The sequence below is a fragment of the Burkholderia sp. MS389 genome (genome assembly GCF_016899425.1).
Lineage (GTDB): Bacteria > Pseudomonadota > Gammaproteobacteria > Burkholderiales > Burkholderiaceae > Burkholderia > Burkholderia sola.
The window spans coordinates 1,864,696-1,888,390 of sequence record NZ_CP045994.1; the positions used below are offsets into that span (position 1 = coordinate 1,864,696).

At 68.0% G+C, this 23,695-nt stretch carries 27 protein-coding genes; 15 read left to right on the top strand and 12 right to left on the bottom strand.

The annotated features are described in order from the left end of the window. The first annotated feature begins 112 nt into the window (after nt 1-112). A complete protein-coding gene (locus GJG85_RS08560) occupies nt 113-550 on the top strand; it encodes a hypothetical protein (RefSeq protein WP_050012655.1) in 438 nt (145 codons plus the stop codon). 163 nt (nt 551-713) lie between these two features. After that, nucleotides 714-926 carry a hypothetical protein gene (locus GJG85_RS08565; protein WP_046545736.1) on the top strand — a complete coding sequence of 71 codons (213 nt, stop codon included), beginning with the start codon at nt 714-716 and terminating at the stop codon, nt 924-926. 212 nt (nt 927-1,138) lie between these two features. On the opposite strand, the gene GJG85_RS08570 is transcribed toward GJG85_RS08565, so the two are convergent. Further along, nucleotides 1,139-2,104 carry a D-2-hydroxyacid dehydrogenase gene (locus GJG85_RS08570; RefSeq protein WP_050012657.1) on the bottom strand — a complete coding sequence of 322 codons (966 nt, stop codon included), beginning with the start codon at nt 2,102-2,104 and terminating at the stop codon, nt 1,139-1,141. Between the two features lie 259 nt (nt 2,105-2,363). Here GJG85_RS08570 and GJG85_RS08575 point away from each other — a divergent pair, with 259 nt between their 5' ends. The 5 genes from GJG85_RS08575 to GJG85_RS08595 all read left to right on the top strand — a co-directional run bounded on the left by GJG85_RS08575 (nt 2,364) and on the right by GJG85_RS08595 (nt 6,987). Next, the gene (locus tag GJG85_RS08575) at nt 2,364-3,554 is read left to right on the top strand and encodes a CaiB/BaiF CoA-transferase family protein (RefSeq protein WP_089488651.1); all 1,191 of its coding nucleotides are present in this window, start codon (nt 2,364-2,366) and stop codon (nt 3,552-3,554) included. Between the two features lie 21 nt (nt 3,555-3,575). Beyond that, a complete protein-coding gene (locus GJG85_RS08580; RefSeq protein ID WP_124679777.1) occupies nt 3,576-4,538 on the top strand; it encodes a hydroxymethylglutaryl-CoA lyase in 963 nt (320 codons plus the stop codon). A 27-nt stretch (nt 4,539-4,565) separates the two neighbouring features. After that, the gene (locus tag GJG85_RS08585; RefSeq protein WP_089488445.1) at nt 4,566-4,949 is read left to right on the top strand and encodes a VOC family protein; all 384 of its coding nucleotides are present in this window, start codon (nt 4,566-4,568) and stop codon (nt 4,947-4,949) included. Nucleotides 4,950-5,159: 210 nt separating this feature from the next. After that, complete coding sequence (locus GJG85_RS08590) at nt 5,160-5,987, top strand: alpha/beta hydrolase (RefSeq protein WP_050012660.1); 828 nt, start codon at nt 5,160-5,162, stop codon at nt 5,985-5,987. Between the two features lie 106 nt (nt 5,988-6,093). After that, nucleotides 6,094-6,987, top strand: a complete 894-nt coding sequence (locus tag GJG85_RS08595; protein ID WP_089488446.1) for a LysR family transcriptional regulator — start codon at nt 6,094-6,096, stop codon at nt 6,985-6,987. Between the two features lie 74 nt (nt 6,988-7,061). On the opposite strand, the gene GJG85_RS08600 is transcribed toward GJG85_RS08595, so the two are convergent. Then, nucleotides 7,062-8,519 carry an MFS transporter gene (locus tag GJG85_RS08600; RefSeq protein WP_204383240.1) on the bottom strand — a complete coding sequence of 486 codons (1,458 nt, stop codon included), beginning with the start codon at nt 8,517-8,519 and terminating at the stop codon, nt 7,062-7,064. A gap of 481 nt (nt 8,520-9,000) precedes the next feature. Between GJG85_RS08600 and GJG85_RS08605 the strand changes: the two genes are divergently transcribed. The 3 genes from GJG85_RS08605 (at nt 9,001) to GJG85_RS08610 (ending at nt 10,060) form a co-directional block, all read left to right on the top strand. Next, entirely contained in the window at nt 9,001-9,372 is a 372-nt protein-coding gene (locus tag GJG85_RS08605; RefSeq protein WP_050012663.1) for a GFA family protein, read from the top strand. Further along, nucleotides 9,369-9,497 (top strand): hypothetical protein, encoded by a 129-nt coding sequence (locus GJG85_RS35215; protein ID WP_256122098.1) that lies wholly within the window; start codon nt 9,369-9,371, stop codon nt 9,495-9,497. The genes GJG85_RS08605 and GJG85_RS35215 overlap by 4 nt, the downstream gene beginning before the upstream one ends. 107 nt (nt 9,498-9,604) lie before the next feature. Beyond that, nucleotides 9,605-10,060, top strand: coding sequence for a MarR family transcriptional regulator (locus tag GJG85_RS08610; RefSeq protein ID WP_050012664.1), 456 nt, complete (start codon nt 9,605-9,607; stop codon nt 10,058-10,060). A gap of 52 nt (nt 10,061-10,112) precedes the next feature. Here GJG85_RS08610 and GJG85_RS08615 read toward each other — a convergent pair whose 3' ends face one another. From GJG85_RS08615 to GJG85_RS08650, 8 genes are all read right to left on the bottom strand, one after another. After that, nucleotides 10,113-10,829: a GNAT family N-acetyltransferase gene (locus tag GJG85_RS08615; protein WP_089488448.1), complete on the bottom strand. Its 717-nt coding sequence runs from the start codon at nt 10,827-10,829 to the stop codon at nt 10,113-10,115. A gap of 164 nt (nt 10,830-10,993) precedes the next feature. Further along, nucleotides 10,994-11,320: a DUF4148 domain-containing protein gene (locus GJG85_RS08620; RefSeq protein ID WP_204383241.1), complete on the bottom strand. Its 327-nt coding sequence runs from the start codon at nt 11,318-11,320 to the stop codon at nt 10,994-10,996. Between the two features lie 72 nt (nt 11,321-11,392). Further along, complete coding sequence (locus GJG85_RS08625) at nt 11,393-11,719, bottom strand: DUF4148 domain-containing protein (RefSeq protein WP_204383243.1); 327 nt, start codon at nt 11,717-11,719, stop codon at nt 11,393-11,395. 64 nt (nt 11,720-11,783) lie between these two features. Then, on the bottom strand, nt 11,784-12,110 hold the full coding sequence (locus tag GJG85_RS08630) for a DUF4148 domain-containing protein (RefSeq protein WP_089488450.1): 327 nt from the start codon (nt 12,108-12,110) through the stop codon (nt 11,784-11,786). A gap of 66 nt (nt 12,111-12,176) precedes the next feature. Further along, nucleotides 12,177-12,596 (bottom strand): organic hydroperoxide resistance protein, encoded by a 420-nt coding sequence (locus tag GJG85_RS08635; protein WP_050012697.1) that lies wholly within the window; start codon nt 12,594-12,596, stop codon nt 12,177-12,179. A gap of 496 nt (nt 12,597-13,092) precedes the next feature. After that, a complete protein-coding gene (locus GJG85_RS08640; protein WP_050012670.1) occupies nt 13,093-13,644 on the bottom strand; it encodes a shikimate kinase in 552 nt (183 codons plus the stop codon). Further along, nucleotides 13,641-14,291, bottom strand: a complete 651-nt coding sequence (locus tag GJG85_RS08645) for a hypothetical protein (protein ID WP_204383244.1) — start codon at nt 14,289-14,291, stop codon at nt 13,641-13,643. Before GJG85_RS08645 ends, GJG85_RS08640 begins: the two co-directional genes overlap by 4 nt. Before the next feature lie 28 nt (nt 14,292-14,319). Continuing rightward, the gene (locus tag GJG85_RS08650) at nt 14,320-14,730 is read right to left on the bottom strand and encodes an acyl-CoA thioesterase (RefSeq protein WP_204383245.1); all 411 of its coding nucleotides are present in this window, start codon (nt 14,728-14,730) and stop codon (nt 14,320-14,322) included. 383 nt (nt 14,731-15,113) lie between these two features. Here GJG85_RS08650 and GJG85_RS08655 point away from each other — a divergent pair, with 383 nt between their 5' ends. Continuing rightward, nucleotides 15,114-16,226 carry a 3-deoxy-7-phosphoheptulonate synthase gene (locus GJG85_RS08655; RefSeq protein ID WP_060733859.1) on the top strand — a complete coding sequence of 371 codons (1,113 nt, stop codon included), beginning with the start codon at nt 15,114-15,116 and terminating at the stop codon, nt 16,224-16,226. Nucleotides 16,227-16,245: 19 nt separating this feature from the next. Here GJG85_RS08655 and GJG85_RS08660 read toward each other — a convergent pair whose 3' ends face one another. Together GJG85_RS08660 and GJG85_RS08665 are read right to left on the bottom strand one after the other, a co-directional pair. Beyond that, entirely contained in the window at nt 16,246-17,613 is a 1,368-nt protein-coding gene (locus GJG85_RS08660; protein WP_089488653.1) for a glutamate--cysteine ligase, read from the bottom strand. Nucleotides 17,614-17,733: 120 nt separating this feature from the next. Beyond that, on the bottom strand, nt 17,734-18,570 hold the full coding sequence (locus GJG85_RS08665) for a helix-turn-helix transcriptional regulator (RefSeq protein ID WP_050012673.1): 837 nt from the start codon (nt 18,568-18,570) through the stop codon (nt 17,734-17,736). A gap of 103 nt (nt 18,571-18,673) precedes the next feature. On the opposite strand from GJG85_RS08665, the gene GJG85_RS08670 reads away from it, so the two are divergent. The 4 genes from GJG85_RS08670 to GJG85_RS08685 are packed head-to-tail and all read left to right on the top strand — an operon-like array spanning nt 18,674 to nt 23,573. Continuing rightward, entirely contained in the window at nt 18,674-20,173 is a 1,500-nt protein-coding gene (locus GJG85_RS08670; protein ID WP_176015662.1) for an efflux transporter outer membrane subunit, read from the top strand. Between the two features lie 9 nt (nt 20,174-20,182). Next, nucleotides 20,183-21,547, top strand: a complete 1,365-nt coding sequence (locus tag GJG85_RS08675) for an HlyD family efflux transporter periplasmic adaptor subunit (protein ID WP_124630375.1) — start codon at nt 20,183-20,185, stop codon at nt 21,545-21,547. Next, nucleotides 21,544-23,082 (top strand): DHA2 family efflux MFS transporter permease subunit, encoded by a 1,539-nt coding sequence (locus GJG85_RS08680; RefSeq protein ID WP_089488453.1) that lies wholly within the window; start codon nt 21,544-21,546, stop codon nt 23,080-23,082. Before GJG85_RS08675 ends, GJG85_RS08680 begins: the two co-directional genes overlap by 4 nt. Before the next feature lie 59 nt (nt 23,083-23,141). After that, nucleotides 23,142-23,573 (top strand): hypothetical protein, encoded by a 432-nt coding sequence (locus GJG85_RS08685; RefSeq protein ID WP_050012700.1) that lies wholly within the window; start codon nt 23,142-23,144, stop codon nt 23,571-23,573. The last annotated feature ends 122 nt before the right edge of the window (nt 23,574-23,695 follow it).

Consider the following 23,695-nt stretch of genomic DNA (forward strand, 5'->3'; position numbering starts at 1 on the left):
CGAGGGCGGCAACGGACGCGCCGGGCCGCCGTGCAATTGGTTACAAATGGATACCGCGCACGATACGCGGACGTTGCAGACTACGCGGCGTTCACCCGATCGACGAATATCCATGAAGTTTCAAACGCTGCTGACACTCGCCGGCGCCTCGACGCTGCTGGCCGCCTGCAATCTGCTCCACGACGGTCCCGGATCGAGCGACGTCGACGCCGCCGTGCGCCGCGCGCTCGAGGCCGAAAACCACGGCGGGCTGAACGCGCTGTTCGGCCAGCCGTTGCCCGTGTCGGCCGACGTCGTGTCGGCGAAACCCGACGGCGACTGCAAGAAGCTCGGCGACCGCACGTACTCGTGCGACGTCGTGGTCACGTGGCGGAATGCCGATTACTCGCCGTCGCGCGCGAACCTGACCTTCGTGAAGGCGGCCGACGGCTCATGGCAGACGTCCGGCGTCGATGCGGCGCTCGTGACGGGCACCGCGAAGTCATTGATCGACCATATCGGCAAGGCTTGGCCGGGCAATGCGGCGAGCGGCGCGTCGGCGGCGAAGTGACGCGAGGGCGGCCAGCCTGGACCGCACTGCTGCTTTTTCCCGATAAAAAAGGGCGCGAGCATCGCGCCTATCTCGTTTGAACGCACCCTCGGTATGCAGCCAGGGTTATAGGGAAAACCCTTATCTCAAGGTATAATTCCGACCATGAGAGAAAGGTCATCCCATGCCTGAACGCTTCCAAACCCTTGAAAAATTTGTGTTTTCCCTCGTCGTGATGTCCGCCGTCGTGTGCTCGGCCTTCCTCGCGTACGAGCGTCACCCCGAGATCAGGATCGCACTGCACGAAGGCGAAGCGCTGATGCGCGAGAGCGCCAAGTACTCGGTCATCTGCTCGCCGTCCAAGGTCGACCCTTGCGTCGAGATGTCCGCGTACTGAGCCGGCTTTCCGCTTTTCGGGCTTGGGCGACGTCACTGCCGGTCTCAATGCCCTGAAGTCGTCTCGTCACGTATTCGGAAACCGGCCGCAAGACAGCGGCGAATGCACGAACCCGTTACGTGCCGAGTCGCCCGCATAAGCAGCCCCGCATCCGGTCGGCCCCGCTTCGAGCAATCGAGCGGGGCCGTTCTGTTTGTGCATGTCTGCGCGTATCACACGACATGCCGCGGCTCGCCACCGACGAACGCGGCGACGTTGTCCACGAGCTGATCGGCCAGCGCCTGCATCGCTTCGTCACTGGCCCATGCGACATGCGGTGTCAGGATGAACGCCGGATGCGACAGGATCGCGTGAAACGGATGCGCGGCCGGCAGCGGCTCCTGCGTAACCACGTCGAATCCCGCGCCCGCGATCTGCCCCGACTGCAACGCGTCGACGAGCGCGCTTTCGTCCACGAGCCCGCCGCGCGCGGTATTGATCAGCAGCGGCCGGCGCGCCATCCGCGCGAACGCATGTGCGTCGATCAGATGCCGCGTCGCGGGCGTGAGCGGACAGTGCAGCGTGATCACGTCGCTGACGCGCAGCAGCGTGTCGAGCGGCGCATAACCGTCGCCCGCTGCGTCGTCGTGCGCGGCGAACAACACGCGCATGTCGAGCGCCCGCGCGATGGCGGCCACCGCATGCCCGAGCACGCCGTCGCCGACGATCCCGAGCGTCGAACCGGCCAGGTCGCGAATCGGATGATCGAAGAAGCAGAACTGCCCGCTGTCGAGCCAGCGCCCACCACGTACCGCGTCGCGATACGCGACGAGGCTGCGGCGCAGCGCGAAGATCAGCGCGAACGTGTGCTCGGGCACCGTACGCATCGCATAGCCGCGAATATTGCTCACGACGATGCCGCGTGCCGCACATGTATCGAGATCGACGATATCGGTGCCGGTCGCGGCGATCGCGATCATCCGCAACCGCCGCGCGTCGGCGAGAGCCGTCGCGTCGAGCCGCACCTTGTTGGTCACGACGATGTCCGCATCGCGGATGCGCGCCGCGACTTCGTGCGCGGCCGTCCGGTCGAACGTCTGCACCACGTGCGGAAACGGAAACGGCTTCAGCACCGTCTGCGGCGACAGCGTCGCGCGATCGAGGAACACGATCTTCGCGGGAGAAGAAACGGAAAACATGGCAGGTCTCGCTGACAGGCGCCCGGCGGCGCGGAACGGATCCGATTTTGCGCGCGGCGCGCGCGCCGCCGTTTGACCGTTGCGGGAGCGTGCTTTCCCGGATGGAAAGGCTGGTGCGTCACACCTGGCCGATACCGCGCTCGCGCCGTCGTCCGCCTTTCCGTTTCGGAAAGTCTGGTTGACCATCGATCGATTTTCGCCACGCGCGAACGCCGTCATGATCGTCGTCATCGACAACACGATTTCATCGGAGACGGTCATGACACGCCCCCTGGACGGCATCCGCGTGCTGGAACTTGGCCAACTGATCGCCGGGCCGTTCGCGGGCCGGATGCTCGCCGAATTCGGCGCGGAGGTCATCAAGGTCGAGCCGCCCGGCGTCGGCGATCCGCTGCGCAAATGGCGGCTGCTGCACGACGGCACGTCGGTCTGGTGGGCCGCGCAGTCGCGCAACAAGACCTCGCTCACGCTCGACCTGCGCACGCCCGAAGGGCAGGACGTCGTGCGCCGCCTCGTCGCCGACACCGACGTGCTGATCGAAAACTTCCGGCCCGGCACGCTCGAAGGCTGGGGGCTCGGCTGGGACGCGCTGTCCGCGATCAACCCGGGGCTCGTGATGCTGCGCGTGTCGGGCTTCGGGCAGACGGGCCCGTATCGCGACCGCCCCGGCTTCGGCGTGATCGCCGAGGCGATGGGCGGCCTGCGCCACCTGACCGGCGAGCCGGGCCGCACGCCGGTACGCGTCGGCATCTCGCTCGGCGATTCGCTGTCCGCGCTGCACGGCGTGATCGGCGTGCTGCTCGCGTTGCGGCATCGCGAACAGCAGGGCGGCAAGGGGCAGGTCGTCGACGTCGCGCTGTACGAATCGGTGTTCAACATGATGGAAAGCCTGCTGCCCGAATATGCGGCGTTCGGCGCGGTGCGCGAGCCGGCCGGCAGCAGCCTGCCGGGCATCGCACCGACCAACGCGTACCGCTGCCGCGACGGCCGGTACGCGTTGATCGCCGGCAACGGCGACAGCATTTTCCGGCGCCTGATGGAACTGATCGGCCGGCCCGATCTCGGCAACGATCCGGCGCTCGCGCACAACGACGGGCGCGTCGCCCAGGTCGCGCGCATCGATGCGGCGATCGGCGAATGGAGCGCGCGTCACGACCTCGACGACGTGCTCGCCGCGCTGAACGACGCGCGCATTCCGTCCGGGCGCATCTACGACGTGGCCGACATCGCGGCCGATCCGCACTACCGTGCGCGCGACATGATCGTCGACGCCGCGCTGCCCGACGGCACCCCGGTGCTCGTGCCGGGCATCGTGCCGAAACTCGACGCGACGCCCGGGCGCATCGAGCGGCCGGCGCCCGCGCTCGGCGCGGATACCGATGCGGTGCTCGAATCGCTCGGCATCGACGCGGCGACCCGCGACGACTGGCGCACGCGCGGCGTGATCTGAAACGACCACCGGGACGAAGACATGACCCCCCATCCGCAACGACTCCATATTCACGAAGTCGCGACCCGCGACGGTTTCCAGAACGAAGCGGCGTTCGTCGACACCGACGACAAGATCGCGCTCGTCGACGCGCTGAGCGCCTGCGGCTACGCGAAGATCGAGGTCACGTCGTTCACGTCGCCGAAGGCGATTCCCGCGCTGCGCGACGCGGAAGCCGTGATGCACGGCATCGCGCGCGCGCCGGGCGTCGTCTATACGGTGCTCGTGCCGAACGTGCGCGGCGCCGAGCGCGCGCTGTCGTGCGGCGTCGACGAGGTCAACCTCGTGATGTCGATGAGCGAGAGCCACAACCGCGCGAACCTGCGGATGACGCGCGAGCAGTCGTTCGCGCAGTTGCGCGACGTGATCGACGCGGTGCGCGGCACGGGTGTCGCGATCAACGTGTCGCTGTCGACCGCGATGGGCTGCCCGATGGAAGGCGACGTGCCGGCCGAAACGGTGCTCGCGTGGATGCAGCGCTTCGCGGATCTCGGCGTGCACGGCTTCACGCTGTGCGACACGACGGGCATGGCGTTTCCGTCGCAGGTGCGCGACTTGTCGCGCCGCGCACGCGAGCGCTTCCTGGCGTCGCAGCTCACGCTGCACTTTCACAACACGCGCGGGATGGCGCTCGCGAACACGCTCGCGGCGCTCGACGCCGGCATCGACCGCTTCGATGCGTCGCTCGGCGGGCTCGGCGGCTGCCCGTATGCGCCGGGCGCGACCGGCAACGCGTGCACCGAGGAACTCGTGCACATGCTCGAACTCGACGGCTACGATACGGGCATCGACCTCGTGGCCGTGCTCGCCGCGTCGGCGCGGCTGCCCGCGCTGATCGGGCACGACGTGCCGAGCCAGATCTTGAAGGCCGGGCGCCGCTCGGACCTTCATCCGCCCCCGCGCGCCGATACCTGCGACATGCCCGCGCAACGCGCTTTCTCGTGAACGTCAACAGAAACAGGAGCGAATCCCATGGCGCTGATCGACCACCTCGATCATCTCGTGCTGACCTGCGTCGATCCGGAGCGGACGAAGCATTTCTACACCGAGGTGTTGCAGATGCAGCTCGACACCTTCGGCGCGGGCCGGCTCGCGTTCCGTTTCGGTAACCAGAAGATCAACCTGCACGTGCGCGGCGCGGAATTCGAGCCGAAAGCGCACGTACCGGTGCCGGGCGCGCTCGATCTGTGCTTCATCGCGTCGGTCCCGCTCGACGACGTGATCGCGCACCTGCGGCGCGTCGGCTGGCCGATCGTCGAAGGGCCCGTCGAACGCACGGGCGCGACGCAGAAGATCCGCTCGGTCTACGTGCGCGATCCCGACCTGAACCTGATCGAAATCTCCGAACCGATCTGACCGGCCGCGCGAGCACCGGCACGCTGCGCGCACGCCGCCACAATCCTTCGCCGAAAGCGGACACGCAGGCGCCGCGCCCGCCGATTCGGGATAGCCGTGCGCGGCCGCGCTGCGGATAATGGCGCCACGGCGTCGGCGCGGCCGCCGCCTTCGCCGCGCACGGAACCCACCGGCCGCGCGCATCCGCAACCCGATCCAGGCACTTTCCGAATGACGATCCTCTATCGCGGCATGGACCGCACGGCGCTCGACGCCGCGTACCTGAACACGAAGGCCGTTCCCGATTTCCCCGCGTTGCTGGCGTCATGCCAGACGCGCAGCGCGGCGCTGTACGCGGCAACGCCCGGCCGGCGCGACCTGCGTTACGGCGCGCAACCCGCGCAGCGCTTCGACTGGCTGCCGTGCGGACAGCCCGACGCGCCGCTGTTCGTGTTCATTCACGGCGGCTACTGGCAGCACTGCACGAAAGAGGATTTCGCGTATGCGGCGAGCGGGCCGCTCGCGCGTGGCTACGACGTCGTGCTCGCCGAATACACGCTCGCGCCGGTCGCGACGATGACCGATATCGTCGGCGAGATCGGCGCGCTGCTCGACCATCTCGCGGCCGACCGCGACGGCCTCGGCACCGCGGGGCGGCCGATCTACCTGAGCGGCCATTCGGCGGGTGGCCACCTGACGGCCATGCATCGCGCGCATCCGGCCGTCGTGTCGGCACTCGCGATCAGCCCGCTCGTCGATCTCGAACCGATCGCGCTGTGCTGCCTGAACGACAAGCTGCAGCTCACCGCGCGCGAAGTCGACGCATACAGTCCGCTGCATCACATCGGGCCCGGCGCCCCGACCGTCATTGCGGTCGGCGACGCCGAACTGCCCGAACTCATCCGGCAAGCAGACGTCTACGCGACGGCGTGCGAAGCCGCCGGCGAGCGGATCGTCCGCACATGGCTGCGCGGCATGCAGCACTTCGCGGTGCTCGACGATCTCGCGACGCCGGACGGCGCGATGCTCGACGCCTTGCATGCAATCGCGCCGCGCTAGCCGGGCCATATCCCGCCATATCGCACGCGCACGGCCCGGCGTATGATCGGCGTCAGGCCGGCGCGCTGACGGCATACCCCGGCACGGCCTTCCAGGATTCCACGACATGGTGAACCCGCTTCATTTCGATCTGCAGTCGCTGCGCGTGTTCGCGCTCGTCGCCGAGCACGGTAGCCTGACGAAGGCGGCCGAACACGGCCAGCTCACGCTGTCCGCGGTCAGCAAGCGCATCGCCGAACTCGAAAGCGTGACCGGCAGCGCGCTGTTCGTCCGGCATGCGCGCGGCGTCGAGCTGACGCCCGCGGGCCGCGCGCTGCTCGATCATGCGGCGAAGGTGATCGAGCAGGTGAACCGGATGGCGCACGAGATGAGCGACTACGTCGCCGGCGTGCGCGGCCATATCCACGTGTGGACCAATACGTCAGCGATCGTCCAGTTCCTGCCCGCCGATCTTGCCGCGTTCCTCACCGACCACCCCGGCATCAAGGTCAGTCTCGAGGAGCGGCTGAGCCACGAGATCGTCGACGCGCTCGCGTCGGGCAAGGCCGATCTCGGCGTATTCGCCGACAACGTGCCGGCGCCCGGCATCGACCGGCGGCTGTACCGGCGCGACGAACTCGTGCTGCTCGTGCCGCGCACGCACCGGTTCGCCGCGCGCGACAGCATCCGCTTCGCGGATACGCTCGACGAGGACTACGTAGGCTTGAGCGACGGCAGCTCGCTGCTCGCGCGGATGACCGACGCCGCGTTCGCGGCCGAGCGCTCGCTGAAGCTGCGGATCCAGGTATCGAATTTCGACGGTGTGAGCCGGATGATCGAGGCCGGCCTCGGCATCGGCGTGCTGCCGCGCGACGCGGTGACCGGCGAGCGCGCGGCGCGGCTCGGTGTCGTGAAGCTCGACGACGCGTGGGCAACGCGCACGCTGTGGGTCGGCGTGAAGGCCGACACGGTGCTGACGACCGACGTCGCGAAGCTGTTTGATTTCATGTCGGCGCGGTGAATGCGATGGTGCGATAGTGCGATGAAACGGCGACGCACGGGCATGCGCCCGTGCGCTCCGTGCCGACTGCCGCGTCAAACCGGATTGATCTCATCCTGGCTGCGCCGCGTGGTCAGCGGCCCCAGCACGCGCAGCGTGACGGCGACGACGCCGAGCGCGGCCGAGATCACGCCGAACATCGCGCCCGCGCCGTAGTTGACGAGCACCGGCAGCAACACGAACGGCAGCGCGCCGCTGACGATGCGCGACAGCGCATAGGTGCTCCCGATCGCCGTCGAGCGTACGCGTGCCGGGAAGATCTCGGCCTGATACACGTGATACGCGTTGCTGAACACGTTCGACGCGCACGTCGTCAGGAATCCGAAGCCGACGATCAGCACGGTATTGCCCGAATACGCGAAGCACAGCCCGAACACTGCGATCGACAGGATCGACACGATCACGAGCGTGCGGCGCTCGATCCAGTTGAGCAGCGGAATCGACAGCAGCGAGCCGATCGGATAGCCGATGAACGATAGCGCGATGAACAGCGTGCTGTCCGTCACGTCGAAACCGCGACTCTTCACGACCGTGCCGGCCAGCGTACCGAATCCGTAATAGCCGAAGCCCTGGAACAGGTGAAAGATCGCCAGCATCAGGTAGCGCGCGCCATACGGTTGGCGGCGCAGCAGCGCGATGCGCTCGCCGAGCCCGAGCGGCCGCTGCGGCTCGGCCGGTTCCGCGAAGTGTTCGGGCGCGCGCACGCCGGCGCTTTCCGCAAAGCGCCGCAGCGCCGCGTGCGCCTCGGCCGTGCGGCCTTGCGCGAGCAGCCAGCGCGGGCTTTCCGGCAGCCGGTGCTGGACGAACAGCACGTACACGGCGCCGAGGCCGCCGATCGCGAGAATGATGCGCCAGCCGGCGACGCCCGCCACATGCAGCGGGTTCAGCCACAGCGCGAGAAAGCCGACGAGCGGCACCGCGACATACGAAGTCGTATAGGCCCACGCGGCGAGCCGGCCGCGCTTGTCCTTCGGCAGGATTTCGGACAGGAAGCTGTCGGCAACCGGATAGATCGCGCCGACGCCGATGCCGGTCAGGAAACGGCAGGCCACGAGCATGTCGGCGTTCACCGAAAACGCGCCGACCAGCGAGAACGCGCTGTACCACCCGAGCGTGAGCAGGAACGCCTTGCGTCGGCCGATACGGTCGGCCAGGCTGCCCAGGCACATCGCGCCGACGAACATGCCGATGAACGCGGACGCCAGCAACAGCTTGAAATCGGCGCTTTGTCGGCTCAGCCCGTATTCGTGCTGCAACGCGGAGCCGATCGTACTGACGAGAAAGATCTCGTACATGTCGAAGAACAACCCGATGCCGATCACCCAGACGACGAATCGATGCAACGCACCGACCGGCAGATCGTCCATGAAATCGCCGAGCGTGACGCGGCGGCCGGGGAGGGTCGCCGTGTCGGCGCCTGCGGAGGCGGCCGGCGGGCGGGCGGACGCGGGTCCGCCCGCGTGGCCGTCGAGGTCGAGGGATTGGCTGTTCATCGTGTCTCCTGATTATCGATATGCGGTGTTGCGGGCTCTGGCCGTTCGCGACCCGCGTAACACGTCGGCCGCCCGGCGCGACGACAGGCATCGCCGGGCTCGCGCAAGCGTCTGCCATGCGGGTTGCGCCGATCGTCCGATACATGGTGGGCAAATCGGCGGCACGTGATAATTGAGGATGTCTCAAGCCTCCTTTCCTGAGCAGAAAGGGTGGGGCGCGGCGGTGGCCAGATTCGCGCGGCAGGCCGTTGCAGCCTGCGTGGCGGGCGGGTGCATATCGAAAACGATGCGCACCCGCGCGATCCCTTGGCCCGGGAAAACCATGACGCCGATTCTAGGGATGAAACCGGAAATGCGATACCTGTCGCCGGGGCGGTAGATTTGCAATGTCCTGTATCCGCGCCGACTACCGATACAGTGCGATACACCGCCCGCGCGCGGGTTCGCTATAAAGCAGGCATGACCTCTTCCGGAGTCCATCATGTCTGCAACCTGGTTCAAGGGGTCCTGCCATTGCGGGGCCGTCAAATTCGAAGTCACGACGGCGATTGCGCCGGCCATTCGCTGCAACTGCAGTCTGTGCCGCCGACGCGGCGCGTTGATGAGCCCGATGTTCGCCGCCGCCAATCTGAGCGTCATCGAAGGCGAGGACGCACTGACGTGCTATCGCTTCAACACGCACACCGCGCGTCACTACTTCTGCAGCGGCTGCGGCGTCTATCCGTTCCACCAGACCCGCAAGGATCCGGCCTGCTGGCGCGTGAATCTCGGTTGCCTCGACGGCGTCGATCCGTATGCGCTCGACGCGGCGGTCGCCGATGGCGCGAGCCTCTCGGTCGTGGAGGACGCATGAAACGCTGGCTGATGATCCTGCTGTTTGCCGCGGGCGGGCTCGCGACCGAAATCGCGCATCCGGTGCAGTGCACGTTGCTGTCGGTGAGCCGTCAGCAAACCGGCAAGCGCCGCAAGCCGGGCTGAGTGCGCGGCGCGTCGGCCGATCGCCCCCGATTATCATGCTTCCGATAAGATCGCATGCGATATATAATGCGATTGTCTGCGACCGTTCGTGTCGCTGGAGGAAGTCCATGAAACCGACCGAAACCCCGTCGCCTGCCGCGCCGAAGCTGTCCGAGTTCCTGTGCTTTGCGATCTACTCGGCGAACCTCGCGTTCGGCAAGGCGTACAAGCCGATCCTCGACGAGCTCGGCCTCACGTATACGCAATACATCACGATCATCGCGCTGTGGGAGCAGGACAACCAGACCGTCGGCCAACTCGGCGAGAAGCTGTTCCTCGAATCCAATACGCTGACGCCGATCCTGAAGAAGCTCGAGGCAATGGGCTATCTGGAGCGGCACCGCGATCCGTCCGACGAGCGCCAGGTGCTCGTCAGCCTGACGAAAAGCGGCCGCCGCGTGCGCGAGAAAGGGCTCGACATGAACCTGGTCGAAGCGACCGGGCTGAAGCCGGACGAGTTCGCAAAGGTGCAGAAGGCGATCGTCACGCTGCGCGGCAACCTGATCCGCTCGACCGACGCATAAAAACACTCAGGCGCGACAAGCGGCCGACGCGGGCATCGCGCCGGCCGCGCGGTCATGCGCGCGCATCGTCCAGCACCAGCAGGTGCATCTCGCGACGGGCGACGAAACCGAGCGCGAGATAGCGCTCGATCGCCACCTGGTTCGTCGTGAGGACGTGCAGGAAAGGCGTTTGCGAACGCGCACCGATCGTCGCGATCAGCGACCGGATCAGCCGCGCCGCCAGCCCTTGCCGCCGAAACGCGGCATCCACGCAGACGGCGCTGATCTCGGTATATCCGTCCACCTGCATCCGCTCGCCGGCCATCGCGGCCAGCCGGCCGTCACGGCGCACGCCGATGTAGTGGCCGAGCTCGAACGTGCGCGGGCCGAACGGGCCCGGCTGCGCGGCGGCGGTCAGCGCGAGCATGTCCGGCACGTCGGCTTCGCCGAGCGGAACATGCTCCGATTCGGGGGCCGGCTCGAACGTCCGTTCGCAAGTCATCTGAAGCAACGTCGCGCGCCGGATCACCGACAATCCCGCCGGCGGCTCGATTTCGTTCGGCGTAACGAGCGCCGCCGGCCCGTGTGCGGCGATCAGCGCGCGCAGTGCGTCCAACGACGCCGGGCTCGTGTCGTCGATCGCGGCGAACGGCGCGATGGCCGTCGGGAACCGCAGCGCACGGCCGTCGCCGAGCGCAAAACGGCGCTGCCTGCCCGTGAGCGCATTCCAGACGACCCGGTCGAGCACGTGCGCATCGCCTGTCGTGTTTGCGGTCATCGCGTCCGGCATCGGCGGCTCCTTGATGGAAGATGGGGGCCGCACAGAATAATCCTGGATGGGCCGGGCAGGTAGCTCCGTCAACGCAGATCCGCGCAACATGAAAAAAGCGCATGCGATTACATCGCATGCGCTTTATATGGGGGACTTCGGCGACCGAATTCGCCGTACCGCGCTCAATGTCCGAAATAGATCGAGCGCTCGGCGGTGCGCAGCGTGTTTCGGCTGCCGGACTGCGAGGCGCCGCCGGCGTCGTTGCCGTAACCGGCTGTCTTCGTGTCGGCCGCGACGGCGCCGTCGTCCCGAATCCGTTTCAGCGCCGCCTGGATATTGTCCGGGTAGTTCGGATCGTTGGGGCGATTCGGCTGGTAGCCGGCTTGCTGCAACGCGGCCAGTTCCGCACGCACCTGCGCACGGGTGACGGTGCTTTCGCTTGCAAAAACCGGCGCGACGACGGTGGCCGACACGGCAACGAGAAGGGCGGCAATCAGTGGGGTTTTCATTTTTCACCTCGATAGAAAAGGAATTCGGGAAGCGCACCGCACGCCGGCCATCGGCGTCGTTCGCGTGTTCGTTCAATGGCCGAAGTAGATCGAGCGTTCGGCAATACGCGTCGCCGGCTGGCTGCCCGACTGCGTCGCGGCTGCGGCATCGATGCCGTAACCGGATGCCGACGTATCGGCCGCCACCGCATCGTTCGCATGAATGCGCGTCAACGCGGCCTGCAGGTCGGCCGGGTAATGCGGATCGTTCGCGCGGCCCGGCCGATAGCCGGCTTGTTCAAGCTGGACGAGCTCGGCGCGTACTTGCGCGCGGGACACGACGCCTGCGTCGGCAAACGCCGGTGCGGCGACGGAAGCGGAAACGGCGACGAGAAGGGCAGCGATCAATGGGGTTTTCATCATTCACCTCGAAAAAATGGCATCAGGAATAAAAGGACTCGCGGTTCACGTACCGGTGGGGTACTCAGTGACCGAAGTACACGGAGCGCTCGGCCACGCTGGCGACATAGCGGCGGCCGGATTGCGTCGCGGTGTCGCCGTTGCTGCCGTAGCCGGCAGCCTGTGCGTTGGCCGCGACGGCATCGTCGGCGTGGATCTGCGTCAGCGCGGCCTGCAGATCGTTCGGGTAGGTGGCGTCGGTCGCGCGGTTCAGCGGATAGCCGACGTGTTGAAGCTGCGCGAGTTCGGCGCGCACCTGCGCACGCGTCACGGCGGACTCATTGGCAAACGCCGGAGCGGCAACGGCAGACGAAACAGCGACGAGCAGCGCAGCGATCAATTGAGTCTTCATTTTTCACCTCGATAGAAAAGGAATCGGGAATTCGAGAAGGCGGCGTTCGGCCGCCCGATGCAACGTTCAGGCGATCCGGATCTCGACGTCGATGTTGCCGCGCGTCGCCTTCGAATACGGGCAGGTCTGGTGTGCGGTGTCGACGATGCGTTGCGCGACGTCGCGTTCGAGCCCCGGCACGCTCACGTTCAACCGGGCCTGCAGGAAGTACGCGTTGCCCGCCGTGCCAAGATCGACTTCGGCGTCGACCGCGAGATCGGCCGGCAGCGTCACCTTCTCGGCACGCGCCGCAAGCTGCATCGCGCCGATGAAGCAGGCCGACCAGCCGGCCGCGAACAGCTGTTCCGGGTTGGTGCCGGTGCCGGCGCTGCCCGGCGACGACAACTGGATGTCGAGGCGGCCGTCGGAGCTGCGCGCCGCGCCGTCGCGGCCGCCGGAAGTCGTATGCGTCTTGCCCGTGTACAGCACTTTGTCGATCTTGCTCATCATTTGCTCCGTCAGTTGAGGTTTGTGTCAGATGCGATTCGATCGCATGCGACGCAGTTTCCGCCTGGCTGCCGCTTGCGTCAAGCGTATTCGATTAAATCGTATGCGATATTTTGTATTTCAATGTATCTGAAACGGCCAGCGCCTTTCCTGGCAAGGCTTTCAGGCGATTTCGCCCCCAATGAACCACGGCCGCCAGGTAGACGATGCGGTTTCGCCGCTCTGGTTCTTGGCCGATAGGGTTCGGACGCTCGGCAAGGTGATCGCCGCGCGCGAATGTCGAAACGTGGCGAGCGCTCGCGAGGGAACCGATTTTCCGGTGGTTTGACGACCTGAACCTTCTGTCGCGGAACATGCAGTTGGATAAAACAATGCATCTATCCGGATAACTTTTCTTATCACAATAGCACTGTTGGCAAACCAAACTCGCCGTTTCAAAAACGCGCGGGCCACCGAACGTGCGCTCGATTCGAAGGGCAGGGAACTGAATGCGCCATCACGCCGGCGCGCTCATCCGCGCAAACAGCACCGTCAACACCTCCGCCGTTGCGCGCGAGACGTCGTGTGCGGTCGTGTCCACCAGCGCGTGCGCGCATTCGCGATACAGCGGGTCACGCATCCGGTACAGCGCGGCGAGCGTCTGCCGCGGCTCGCCCGCCTGCAGCAGCGGCCGACACCGCGCGTCGTCGCGCGTACGCCGCCACAGCACATCGGGGTCCGCATGCAGATAGATCACGCTGCCGCGTTCGCTCAGGCGTGCGCGGGTGCGCGGATTCAGAACCGCGCCTCCGCCGGTCGCCACGACCACGTTCGCGCGCTGCGTCAGCTCGTCGACGATCTGCGCTTCGAGCAGCCGAAAGCCGCCTTCGCCCACCCGGTCGAACAGCGCGGCGACCGAGCGCCCCATGCGCCGCTCGATCTCGTCGTCGCTGTCGGCGAACGACCAGCCGAGCGATGCCGCGAGCGCGCGGCCAAGCGTCGACTTGCCCGCGCCCATCATGCCGACCAGAAACGCGCGCCCGCCGGCCGTCGCTACGGCGGTGTTCATAACCGTCGCGCGAGCGGCCAGCGCGCCCGCGTCGCCAGACAGATCCGTCGCGCGCGCACTGCGTCCGACAGCGTGTCGAGCGCCGCGCCGGTCGACGCGTCATCGACGTCGAGCAGCGCGCCGAGTATCGGCTCGTCCGGATCGCCGGCCGCGATGTGTTCGGCCGCATCCGCCGCAATGGTTCGCGGCGTGCGTTCGGGCCCCGCGTCGCGGTCGGGCCGTCGCCACCTGTCGTGCAGATCGCGCCATCGCACGACCAGCCCGGAGAGCAGCGCACCGCCCGGCACGGCCGCGTCGTCGGGTGCCATCGCCGAGCCGTCGGGCGTCGTCGTACACCGTGTGACCCAGCTCGCGAATTCGAGCAGCGACGCATCGTGCGTGATCGTCGCCGCGTCGAGCGCGACGGCCACGCCGGCGTCCCGCAGCCGACCGAGCAGCGTCCGTACGCCGTCGTGCGCGCCACCGCACGGCTGCAGCAGCACCTCCAGCTCGTCCTCGTGGCGATACGCGAGCGCACGGTGCCGTTCGAGCGCAGCCGGCCCGAGCAAGGCCTGCGCCGCATGCCGGACGATCACGATCGCGCGATCGTCCCGCCGCTCCACGATCGCGCCGATCCGGCGCCGGGCGCGCGCCACCGCGCAGCTCACGCGTCGCTCCCGAATGGGTGCGCACGCATCACAGCGACCCCTGGAATTCGAGCACGCGCGTCTTGAATTCGTCGGGCACGGGCAGCGTCGTGTTGTTCGCGTAATCGAACATCACGTGCGTCGACACGCCGCGCGCGACGATGGTCTGGTCGTCGCGCTCCATCAGGTGTTCGAGATCGAAGCTCTTGCTGCCGAAGCGCACGATGCTCGAGCGGATGGTCAGGTTGTCGCCGAATTGCGCGGGCGCGAGGTACTCGCACTGCGTCTTCACCATGATGTGCGGCAGTTTCTCGCTGCGGGGCAGGCCGAGCAGGTCGAACATGTAGCAGAGATACGAATGCTGCAGGTAGTCGTAATAGACGGGGCTGCTCACATGCCCCATCGAATCCGTATCGCGATACTTGACGTGAATAGGGCTTTCGTAATGTCGTTTCGACATGGTGACTCTCCGCAATGACTGGGTTGATTTATATTTTCGAGCCCGAATGGCCCTCGGGCATCCGAAAATTAATCGAACGACTATCGGGCCGCCACTATCAGAACGAATAGCGACGCGCGGCGGAAAGTCGCATCAGCCTGCAGTCCCCTCTGCGAAATCACATCCCCATTTTCGAATGAAACCCAATGAATACGCGGTTCCACACGCCGCAAACGTACACGCACCGGGTTCCTCGATTATCGAATCCGACTCTTATTCTTCTCATTCATAAAGTTATGAATTAGAAACTGATAAATATGTTAGTTGCGCGTAGAAAGCGCCATTCAATACAGTCGCGCTGTAGTGAAAAAATCCCGTTCATTATCGACAGGAGGGCAGTCCCCATGCATGCAAACGCCTGGACGACAAACCGCGACGCCGTGTCGCGCTTGCCGTCCCCTGCGGATCTGGCCGGCGCACTGCCGCCGGCGTGGCGCGCGTCGCGCACCGTTCACACGACCCGCCGCGCGATCGTCGACGTGCTCGATGGCGCGGACGACCGGCTCGTGGTCATCGCCGGCCCGTGCTCGATACACGATCCCGACGCCGCACGCGACTACGCGGCACGGCTCGCGCTGCAACGCGCGCGCTTCGCGGACGAGCTGGAAATCGTGATGCGCGTGTACTTCGAGAAGCCGCGCACGACGGTCGGCTGGAAGGGGCTGATCAACGATCCGCTGCTCGACGGCAGCGACCGGATCGACGTCGGGCTGCAGACGGCCCGCGCGCTGCTGTGCGACCTCAACGGCGCGGAGATGCCGGCCGCGACCGAGTTTCTCGATCCGCTGTCGCCGCGCTACCTGGCCGATCTGGTCGCCTGGGGCGCGATCGGGGCGCGCACCGTGGAGTCGCAGGTGCATCGCGAGCTGGCGTCGTCGCTGCCGATTCCGATCGGCTTCAAGAACGGCACCGACGGCAATGTCCAGGTCGCCGTCGATGCGATGCGCGCGGCGGCGCACGCGCACCGATTCCTGTCGATCGATGCCGACGGCCGGCTATGCGCGAGCGCGTCGCCCGGCAATCCGCATACGCACGTCGTGCTGCGCGGCGGGCGCGAGCCGAACTTCGACGCGGCCGCCGTGCATGCCGCCTGCGAGCGGATGACGGCCGCGCACGTCGCCCCGCGCGTGATGATCGACGTCAGTCACGGCAACAGCCGACGCCAGTACCGGAACCAGCTCGCCGTCGGCGCGGAAGTCGCCGCGCAGGTGGCGGCCGGCGATACGCGCATCGTCGGCGTGCTGATCGAGTCGCACCTGATCGAAGGGCGGCAGGATCTCGTGCCGGGCGTGCCGCTGCGCTACGGGCAGAGCATCACGGACGCGTGCCTGTCGTTCGCCGATACCGCGCAGCTGTTCGAGACGCTCGCGCACGCCGTGCGTACCCGGCGACGCGGCCATGCGCTGCCGCTCGGCGCCGAGTTCGCGCACGAGCCGCTGCTTGCCTGCTGCGCGTGAGCGGCCCGGCGCGACGCGCTCAGATGGCGGCTTCGTCATGGATCCGCGTCGCGTCGCCGGCCCACGCATCGCGATAGCGGGCCAGCCAGTGTTCGGCCTGGGTCGGCGCGCCGGCGACGATTTCGTCGAGCGGCGCGAGATACATCGATTCGTCGCGTCCGGCCGCATCGTTGCGCGCCCGCGCGCGCAGGCCGCGATGCGCGATCGCGAGCGCATCGGCCGCCACCGCGCGTAACGACCGGCCGTCGGCCGGCGTGTCGAGCCCGGTACGCGGCACGTCGCGACGCAGCGCGAGCAGCGTGCCGCGATCGATCTCGGCAGCCAGCGTCTCGGCTTCCGACAGCGCGGCCGGATCGTACAGCAGGCCGGTCCAGAACGCGGACAGCGCGACCATCATGTCCGGCGAGCCGGCATCGGCGCCGCGCATCTCGAGATAGCGCTTCAGCCGCACCTCGGTGAACACCGTGGTCAGATGGTCCGCGAAATCGCCCAGCGTCGGCATCTCGCCTTCGAGATGCGGAATGCGCCGCCGCAGAAAATCGCGGAACGTGTGCCCGGTCGCGTCCGCATAGCGATCGCCGCGCCGTACGAAGTACATCGGCACGTTGTCGAGCAGCCAGCTCACGTAGCGCTCGAAGCCGAAGCTGCGCGACAGGAACAGCGCCGGCACGCCGCAGCGATCCGCGTCGGTATCGAGCCACGTGTCGGCGCGCGTCGACAGCAAGCCCGACGGGCGGCCGTCGCGGAACGGCGAATTCGCGAACAGCGCGGTCGCGACCGGCTGCAACGCGAGCGACACGCGCAGCTTGCGCGCCATGTCGCTTTCCGACGCGAAATCGAGGTTGACCTGCACGGTGCACGTGCGCTGCATCATGTCGAGCCCGCGCGTGCCGACGCGCGGCATGTAGCGCCGCATGATCGCGTAGCGCTGCTTCGGCATCCACGGCAGCGCGTCGCGCGACAGGTGAGGGTGAAAACCGAGCGGCACGCAGCGCAGGCCGAGCGGATCGCATGCCGCACGGGCCGCGGCGAGGTGCGCATGCAGTTCGGTGTGCGTATCGTGCAGCGTATCGAGCGGCGCACCCGACAGTTCGAGCTGGCCGGCCGGTTCGAGCGAGATCGCGGCGCCGTCGCGCTGGATCACGCCGACGGTCTGCCCGGCATCGACGATCGGCGTCCCGTCGCCGCGCAGCCGCGCCAGCACCTCGGCGATGCCGGACGGTCCTTCATAACGCGCAGCCGCGTGCGTCGCGTGGGAAACGACGAATTTCTCGTGCTCGGTACCGATCCGGAACTGCGCGGCCGGCTTGCAGCCGGCGGCCAGATGATCGGCGAGCTGCTGCTCGGAGACGATCGGCGTGTTGTCCGATCCGACGGCGTTCGACATCGACATCCTCCACAGGTCACATTGGGCGACCGACCGGCCGGTCGCACGGCGACTATAGCGACGTCGATGCGCGCGCAGTACTGGCAGGGGTGATAGGGGGCCGGGCGATGCCGCACGGCATTACGGCTGCTTGCGCTTCGCGAAGTAATGCGCGGGCGAATCGCCGAACGCGCGGCGGAACATCGCGATGAAATTGCTCGGCGTCGCATAGCCGAGCGCGTCCGCGATGTTGGCGACGCTGTCGCCGTTCGCCAGACGTTCGAGCGCATGCGTGAGCCGCGCCTGCTGCCGCCACTGCGCGAAGCTCGTGCCGGTTTCCGCGACGAACAGCCGGCTCAGCGTGCGGGCGGACAGCCCGGCCCATTCGGCCCACGCGTCGAGCGTCCGGCTGTCGTGCGGCTGCCCGAGGATCGCGTTGGCGATCCGCAGCAACCGCCGGTCGCGCGGCATCGGCAAGTGCAGCGGTTCGTGCGGCGCGCGGCGCATCTCGTCGAGCAGCACGACGCTCATGCGCGCCTGCTCGAGGTCGAGCCGGTCCTGGTCGGCCCACGACACCGCGCGCCGCACGAGCGCGCGCATCAGTTCGCTGATCGCGATCACGCACGGCTGGTCGGGCATCCGGCGGCTCGCGGCCGGTGCGATCACGACGCTCCAGCCGCTCAGCGCACCGCTGATGCTGACCTTGTGCTGCTCGCCCGGCGGAATCCAGCCCGCGCGATGCGGCGGCAGCAGCCACGAACCGTGCGGCGTGCGCACGTGCGCGAACCCGCTTTCGACGCAGAACACCTGACCGCGCAGATGGCTGTGCCAGTCGACCTCGCGCGTGCCGAGCTGGTAGGTGTTGCTGCCGTCGTCCTCGCCCCAGACGGCGATCAGCGATGGGCCGTCCGCGCGTTCGCTCGGATCGGCGTCGGCGCGTTGCGCCGCGCGGGCGGGAGAGGTGTCTCGGATGGGCATGGCCGGATTTCATTATTTTTTGTCTAAACAACATTATCAGCTTTGCCGGGGAGCGTCCAACAATGCGTGTCGTATTCAAACTCAAACGAATCCGAGGAATGCGATGCATGCAGTACTTGCTCCGCCGCCGCGCGATGCCGTCGCGCCGCGCGTCCTGTCGCGAATGGCCGTCGCCGTCGTGCTCGCCATGCTCGGCGCCTGCGCGAGCCGCGACGGGCTCACGCCCGCCGGCACGCTGCGCGGCGCCGATACGCTCGCCGCATCGCGCAGCCTCGCGCATGCGCCGGTCGCCGACTGGCCAGCCGCCGACTGGTGGGCTGCGCTGAACGATGCGCAGCTGAATGCGCTGATCGACGAAGCGCTTGCCGGCAATCCCGATCTCGCGACCGCCGATGCGCGTGCGCGCGAAGCGCAGGCGCTCGTGATCGAAGCGCAGGCCGCCCGGCTGCCGCACCTCGTCGGCCGCGCCGGCGCGAAAGGGGAACGCACGTCCGCCACGCAGTTCTCGCCGGGCGAGGGCGGCGGTGTCTTCAGCCACACGCGCGAGATCAATCTCGGCCTGAGCTGGGATCTCGATCTGTGGGGTGGCCGCCGCGCCGCGTGGGAAGCCGCGCTCGGCGAAGCACGGGCCGCGCAGATCGATGCACGGGCCGCGCGCGTGCTGCTGTCCGTCAACGTCGCGCGCGCCTACGTGAATCTCGCCTATGCGTTCGATCAGCAGGACGTCGCGCGCGCCGAATACGATCGCGCCGACGAAGCGCTGTCGCTGACGCGTCAGCGTGTCACGAAAGGCATCGACAACGTCGCGCAGCAGCGCCAGGCCGAAAGCGAAGTCGCGGCCGCGATGCGCGAGCAGGCACGCGCGGCGCAGGCGATCGACAGCGCGCGCATCGCGCTCGCGATCCTGCTCGGCGCAGGCCCCGATCGCGGCCTCGCGCTCGTGCGGCCCGCGCCGCTGCCCACCGCCGCGCTCGCGGTGCCGGCCGACCTGCCGGCCGCGCTGCTCGGCCGGCGCGCCGATCTCGTCGCCGCACGCTGGCGGGTGGAAGCCGCGAGCCGCAACGTCGCGGCCGCCCGCGCGGACTTCCTGCCCGACGTGAGTCTCACCGCGCTGATCGGTCTCGCGACGCGCGGCGGCGCATCGCTGTTCCAGGCCGCCTCGCGCACCTACAACGTCAGCCCGGCCGTGAGCCTGCCGATCTTCGACGGCGGCGAACGGCGCGGCGTGCTGCGCAAGCGCGACGCGCAATACGACGTCGCGGTCGCCGGCTACAACAAGACGCTGATCGGCGCGATCGGCGAGGTGGCCGACGATCTGCACCGGCTGCATTCGCTCGCGGCGCAGGCCGATGCGCAGCAGCGCGCGTTCGACGCCGCCACCGATGCATGGCGGCTCGCGGACGCGCGCTACCGGGCCGGCGTCGGCAGCTACCTCGACGCGCTCGTCGTGCGCCAGCAGCTGTTGATCGCGAGTCGCGAAGTCGCCGCGTTGCGCGCCCAGCGCGCGGACCAGTCGCTGCAGCTCGTCGCCGCGCTCGGCGGCGGCTTCCATGCCGAGCCGGACGACGTCGCGCTCGCCGCCACTCCTTCCCACCGTCCTTGACATCGAACCATGAGCAGCGACAACACCCTGCAGACTCCCGCGCGGCCCGCAACCGCCGATCCCGCCAGCGCCCGCCAGCCCCCGTCGGCCGACCACACCGGTGCGCCGCGCGCGCCGGGCGGGTCGGACGCCCGCACGCAACCGGCGCCGGGCGGCGCCGCACCGGCCACGCCGCCGCCCGCACGACGCAAGCACCTCGTGCGCGCGCTCGTCGCCGTGTTCGCGCTCGGCATCGTCGGCTGGGGCATCTGGTACGGGATCGTCGGCCGCTGGTACGAGTCCACCGACAACGCGTACGCGCAAGGCAACGTCGTCGAATTGACGCCGCAGGTGACGGGCACCGTCGTGTCGATCGACGCGGACGACGGCAACCTCGTTCGCGCCGGCACGCCGCTCGTCCGTCTCGACGCGAGCGACGCGCAGATCGCGCTCGCGGCCGCGCAGGCCGACCTCGCGGCCACGGTGCGCAAGGTGCGCGGCCTGTACAGCAACGAGCGCGGGCTCGCGAACAGCATCGACGGCGCGCGCGCCGACCTCGACGCACGGCGCACCGCGCTCGACAAGGCGAAAGCCGACTATCGGCGCCGCGAGGATCTCGGCCGCTCCGGCGCGATCTCGCGCGAGGAGCTCGCGCATGCGCTCGACACGCTGACGTCCGCGCAAAGCGCGTACGCCGCCGCGCAAAGCGCGCTCGCGACGTTGACCGAACAGCACCAGACGAGCAAGGCGCTCGTCGACGACACCGCGGTCGCGTCGCATCCCGACGTCCAGGCCGCGGCGTCGCGGCTGCGCGCCGCCTACCTGGCCCGTGCGCGCACCGACATCGTCGCGCCCGTCACCGGCTATGTCGCGAAGCGCACGGTGCAGGTCGGGCAGCGCGTGTCGCCGGGCGTGCCGCTGCTCGCGGTCGTGCCGCTGCGCGAGCTGTGGGTCGACGCGAACTTCACCGAAAAGCAGCTCGAACACATGCGGATCGGCCAACCGGTCGAGCTGACCGCCGACCTGTACGGCGACGCCGTGCGTTATACGGGCCGCGTGCAGAGCCTCGGCGTCGGCACCGGCAGCGCGTTCTCGCTGATGCCCGCGCAGAACGCGACCGGCAACTGGATCAAGATCGTGCAGCGCTTGCCGGTGCGCATCGAACTGACGGACCCGTCGCAACTCGACGCGCATCCGCTGCGCATCGGCCTGTCGATGCATGCGCGCGTCGACCAGCACGACCGCAGCGGTGCGATGCTGTCGCATCGCGCGCAGGATGCGCCGGTGTTCCGGACCGACGTGTACCGCGACGAGCTCGCGCGCGCCGACAGCCTGATCGCCGACGTCGTGCATGCGAACCTGCCGGCGGCCGTGCATGCGGAGCGTGTGCGATGAGCGGCCCGATGCCGGCCGCCGACGCCGGCTTTCGTCCGTCGAGCGTCGCGCTGACGACGTTCGGCCTCGCCCTCGCGGTGTTCATGCAGGTGCTCGACGGCACCGTCGCGAACGTGTCGCTGCCGACGATCGCCGGCAACTTCGGCGTCAGCACGACGCAGAGCGCATGGGTCGTCACGACGTTCTCGGTCAGCAATGCGATCGCGTTGCCGCTGACCGGGTTTCTCGTGAAGCGCGTCGGGCAGGTCCGGCTGTTCGTATGGGCGACGCTGGCGTTCACGTTCGCGTCGCTGCTGTGCGGCCTTGCGCAAAACCTGCCGCAGCTCGTCGCGTTCCGCGCGCTGCAGGGCCTCGTGGCCGGGCCGATGATCCCGACCACCCAGGCGTTGATGCTGTCGATCTACCCGCCGCAGCGGCGCGGCTTCGCGCTGTCGATGATCGCGATGGTGACCGTCGTCGCGCCGATCGCGGGCCCCGTGTTCGGCGGCTGGGTGACGGAACATTACTCGTGGCGCTGGGCGTTCCTGATCAATCTGCCGATCGGCGTGTTCGCCGCGATGTGCGTGTTCGCGCAGATGCGCGCGCGCGTCGAGACGACGGTTGCCGCGCGCGTCGACTATGTCGGTCTCGCGGCGCTCGTGGTCGGCGTCGGCGCGCTGCAGATCGTGCTCGACAAGGGCAACGAAGCCGACTGGTTCAACTCGACGTTCATCGTCGTGATGTCGGTGGTCGCCGCGTTCGGGATCGCGCTGTTCCTGATCTGGGAGCTCAACGAGCCGAACCCGATCGTGAACCTGCGGCTGTTCAAGCATCGCAACTTCGCGGCCGGCACGCTGACGCTCGTGCTCGCGTACTCGGCGTTCTTCGCGGTCAACGTGATCGTGCCGCAGTGGTTGCAGCGCACGCTCGGCTATACGGCGTTCTGGGCGGGGCTGGCCGTCGCGCCGATGGGCGTGATCCCCGTGCTGATGACGCCGTTCATGGGCAAGTACGCACCGCGCTTCAACATGCGCGTGCTCGTGTGCTGCGCGTTCGCGATCCTCGGCACGTCGTCGTTCCTGCGCGCGGGCTTCGTGCCCGACGTCGACTTCACGCACATCGCGCTGATCCAGCTGCTGCAGGGCCTTGGCCTCGCGCTGTTCATCATGCCGATCAACAGCATCCTGCTGTCCGACCTGAAGCCGGACGAGATCGCCGCGGGCTCCGGCTTGTCCACGTTCCTGCGCACGCTCGGCGCGAGCTTCGCCGTGTCGATCACGTCGTTCCTGTGGGACCGGCGCGCGATCCTGCATCACGCGCAGCTCAGCGAGCACCTGAGCAAGTTCGATCCGGCCGTTCGCGCCGAACTCGCGCAACTCGGCGGCGGCGATCCGCAACGCGCGGCGACGCTGCTCGGCAACCTGGTCGACGCTCAGGCCTACCAGATTTCGTTCAACGACGTGTCGTTCGCGCTCGGCTGCGTGTATCTCGCGGTGATCGCGGTGGTATGGCTCGCCCGCCCGCCATTCGGCCCCGGCGCCGCCGCGAAACGATGAAACGGGCGCCGCGCGGCCCGTTCCAACCCATGCTGTTCAATTCGATGGAGATTGACCCGATGCCTACCCACCACGCTGAAAACGCGCCGTCCGCACTGGCGGCGCTCGCCGTGTTCGACGTCACGGAATTTCCGCTCGTCGTCGTGCGCAACGATGCAATCGCATCCGCCGGCTACGCGCAGCGCTGGCTCGACGACATGCACGCGCTGATGCGGCACGGCGAGCCGTTTGTCATGATCTTTCCGCCGGCCCGGCCCGACGAGCAGCACGACGACCGCAAGGAACGCGGCATGTGGCTCAAGCAGAACCGCGCCGCGCTCGCCGCGGTCTGCCGCGCGCTCGTGTCGGTCGAACCGGACCCGCGCGAGCGCGAAGCGGCCATCGCCAACGCGGCCGGCATCGAAAAGGCGTTCGGGATTCCGTTCGACGTGACGGCTTCGCTCGACGACGCGAAGCAGGCCGGTCGGCGACGCTTGACGGAGGCGGTCTAGCGCGGCCCGTTCGCGCGCAACGCCTCGAACCGGTTGCGCAAGTCCGCCTGATTGCAGATTCCAACAATTAAACGGGGTGGCCTGTATGAAAGGACTGGATTGTCTGAAATGGTTGGTACCCG

Excerpts from the sequence above, each read along its gene's own strand:
- GJG85_RS08625 (WP_204383243.1), bottom strand. The coding sequence starts at position 11,719 with ATGAAAACCCCATTGATCGCTGCCCTTCTCGTCGCCGTTTCCGCTTCC.
- GJG85_RS08635 (WP_050012697.1), bottom strand. The coding sequence starts at position 12,596 with ATGAGCAAGATCGACAAAGTGCTGTACACGGGCAAGACGCATACGACT.
- GJG85_RS08685 (WP_050012700.1), top strand. The coding sequence starts at position 23,142 with ATGCCTACCCACCACGCTGAAAACGCGCCGTCCGCACTGGCGGCGCTC.
- GJG85_RS08680 (WP_089488453.1), top strand. The coding sequence starts at position 21,544 with ATGAGCGGCCCGATGCCGGCCGCCGACGCCGGCTTTCGTCCGTCGAGC.
- GJG85_RS08670 (WP_176015662.1), top strand. The coding sequence starts at position 18,674 with ATGCATGCAGTACTTGCTCCGCCGCCGCGCGATGCCGTCGCGCCGCGC.
- GJG85_RS08610 (WP_050012664.1), top strand. The coding sequence starts at position 9,605 with ATGAAACCGACCGAAACCCCGTCGCCTGCCGCGCCGAAGCTGTCCGAG.
- GJG85_RS08565 (WP_046545736.1), top strand. The coding sequence starts at position 714 with ATGCCTGAACGCTTCCAAACCCTTGAAAAATTTGTGTTTTCCCTCGTC.
- GJG85_RS08605 (WP_050012663.1), top strand. The coding sequence starts at position 9,001 with ATGTCTGCAACCTGGTTCAAGGGGTCCTGCCATTGCGGGGCCGTCAAA.
- GJG85_RS08585 (WP_089488445.1), top strand. The coding sequence starts at position 4,566 with ATGGCGCTGATCGACCACCTCGATCATCTCGTGCTGACCTGCGTCGAT.
- GJG85_RS08630 (WP_089488450.1), bottom strand. The coding sequence starts at position 12,110 with ATGAAGACTCAATTGATCGCTGCGCTGCTCGTCGCTGTTTCGTCTGCC.
- GJG85_RS08600 (WP_204383240.1), bottom strand. The coding sequence starts at position 8,519 with ATGAACAGCCAATCCCTCGACCTCGACGGCCACGCGGGCGGACCCGCG.
- GJG85_RS08560 (WP_050012655.1), top strand. The coding sequence starts at position 113 with ATGAAGTTTCAAACGCTGCTGACACTCGCCGGCGCCTCGACGCTGCTG.
- GJG85_RS08580 (WP_124679777.1), top strand. The coding sequence starts at position 3,576 with ATGACCCCCCATCCGCAACGACTCCATATTCACGAAGTCGCGACCCGC.
- GJG85_RS08590 (WP_050012660.1), top strand. The coding sequence starts at position 5,160 with ATGACGATCCTCTATCGCGGCATGGACCGCACGGCGCTCGACGCCGCG.
- GJG85_RS08570 (WP_050012657.1), bottom strand. The coding sequence starts at position 2,104 with ATGTTTTCCGTTTCTTCTCCCGCGAAGATCGTGTTCCTCGATCGCGCG.
- GJG85_RS35215 (WP_256122098.1), top strand. The coding sequence starts at position 9,369 with ATGAAACGCTGGCTGATGATCCTGCTGTTTGCCGCGGGCGGGCTCGCG.
- GJG85_RS08675 (WP_124630375.1), top strand. The coding sequence starts at position 20,183 with ATGAGCAGCGACAACACCCTGCAGACTCCCGCGCGGCCCGCAACCGCC.
- GJG85_RS08650 (WP_204383245.1), bottom strand. The coding sequence starts at position 14,730 with ATGTCGAAACGACATTACGAAAGCCCTATTCACGTCAAGTATCGCGAT.
- GJG85_RS08620 (WP_204383241.1), bottom strand. The coding sequence starts at position 11,320 with ATGAAAACCCCACTGATTGCCGCCCTTCTCGTTGCCGTGTCGGCCACC.
- GJG85_RS08595 (WP_089488446.1), top strand. The coding sequence starts at position 6,094 with ATGGTGAACCCGCTTCATTTCGATCTGCAGTCGCTGCGCGTGTTCGCG.
- GJG85_RS08615 (WP_089488448.1), bottom strand. The coding sequence starts at position 10,829 with ATGCCGGACGCGATGACCGCAAACACGACAGGCGATGCGCACGTGCTC.
- GJG85_RS08655 (WP_060733859.1), top strand. The coding sequence starts at position 15,114 with ATGCATGCAAACGCCTGGACGACAAACCGCGACGCCGTGTCGCGCTTG.
- GJG85_RS08660 (WP_089488653.1), bottom strand. The coding sequence starts at position 17,613 with ATGTCGAACGCCGTCGGATCGGACAACACGCCGATCGTCTCCGAGCAG.
- GJG85_RS08575 (WP_089488651.1), top strand. The coding sequence starts at position 2,364 with ATGACACGCCCCCTGGACGGCATCCGCGTGCTGGAACTTGGCCAACTG.
- GJG85_RS08640 (WP_050012670.1), bottom strand. The coding sequence starts at position 13,644 with ATGAACACCGCCGTAGCGACGGCCGGCGGGCGCGCGTTTCTGGTCGGC.
- GJG85_RS08665 (WP_050012673.1), bottom strand. The coding sequence starts at position 18,570 with ATGCCCATCCGAGACACCTCTCCCGCCCGCGCGGCGCAACGCGCCGAC.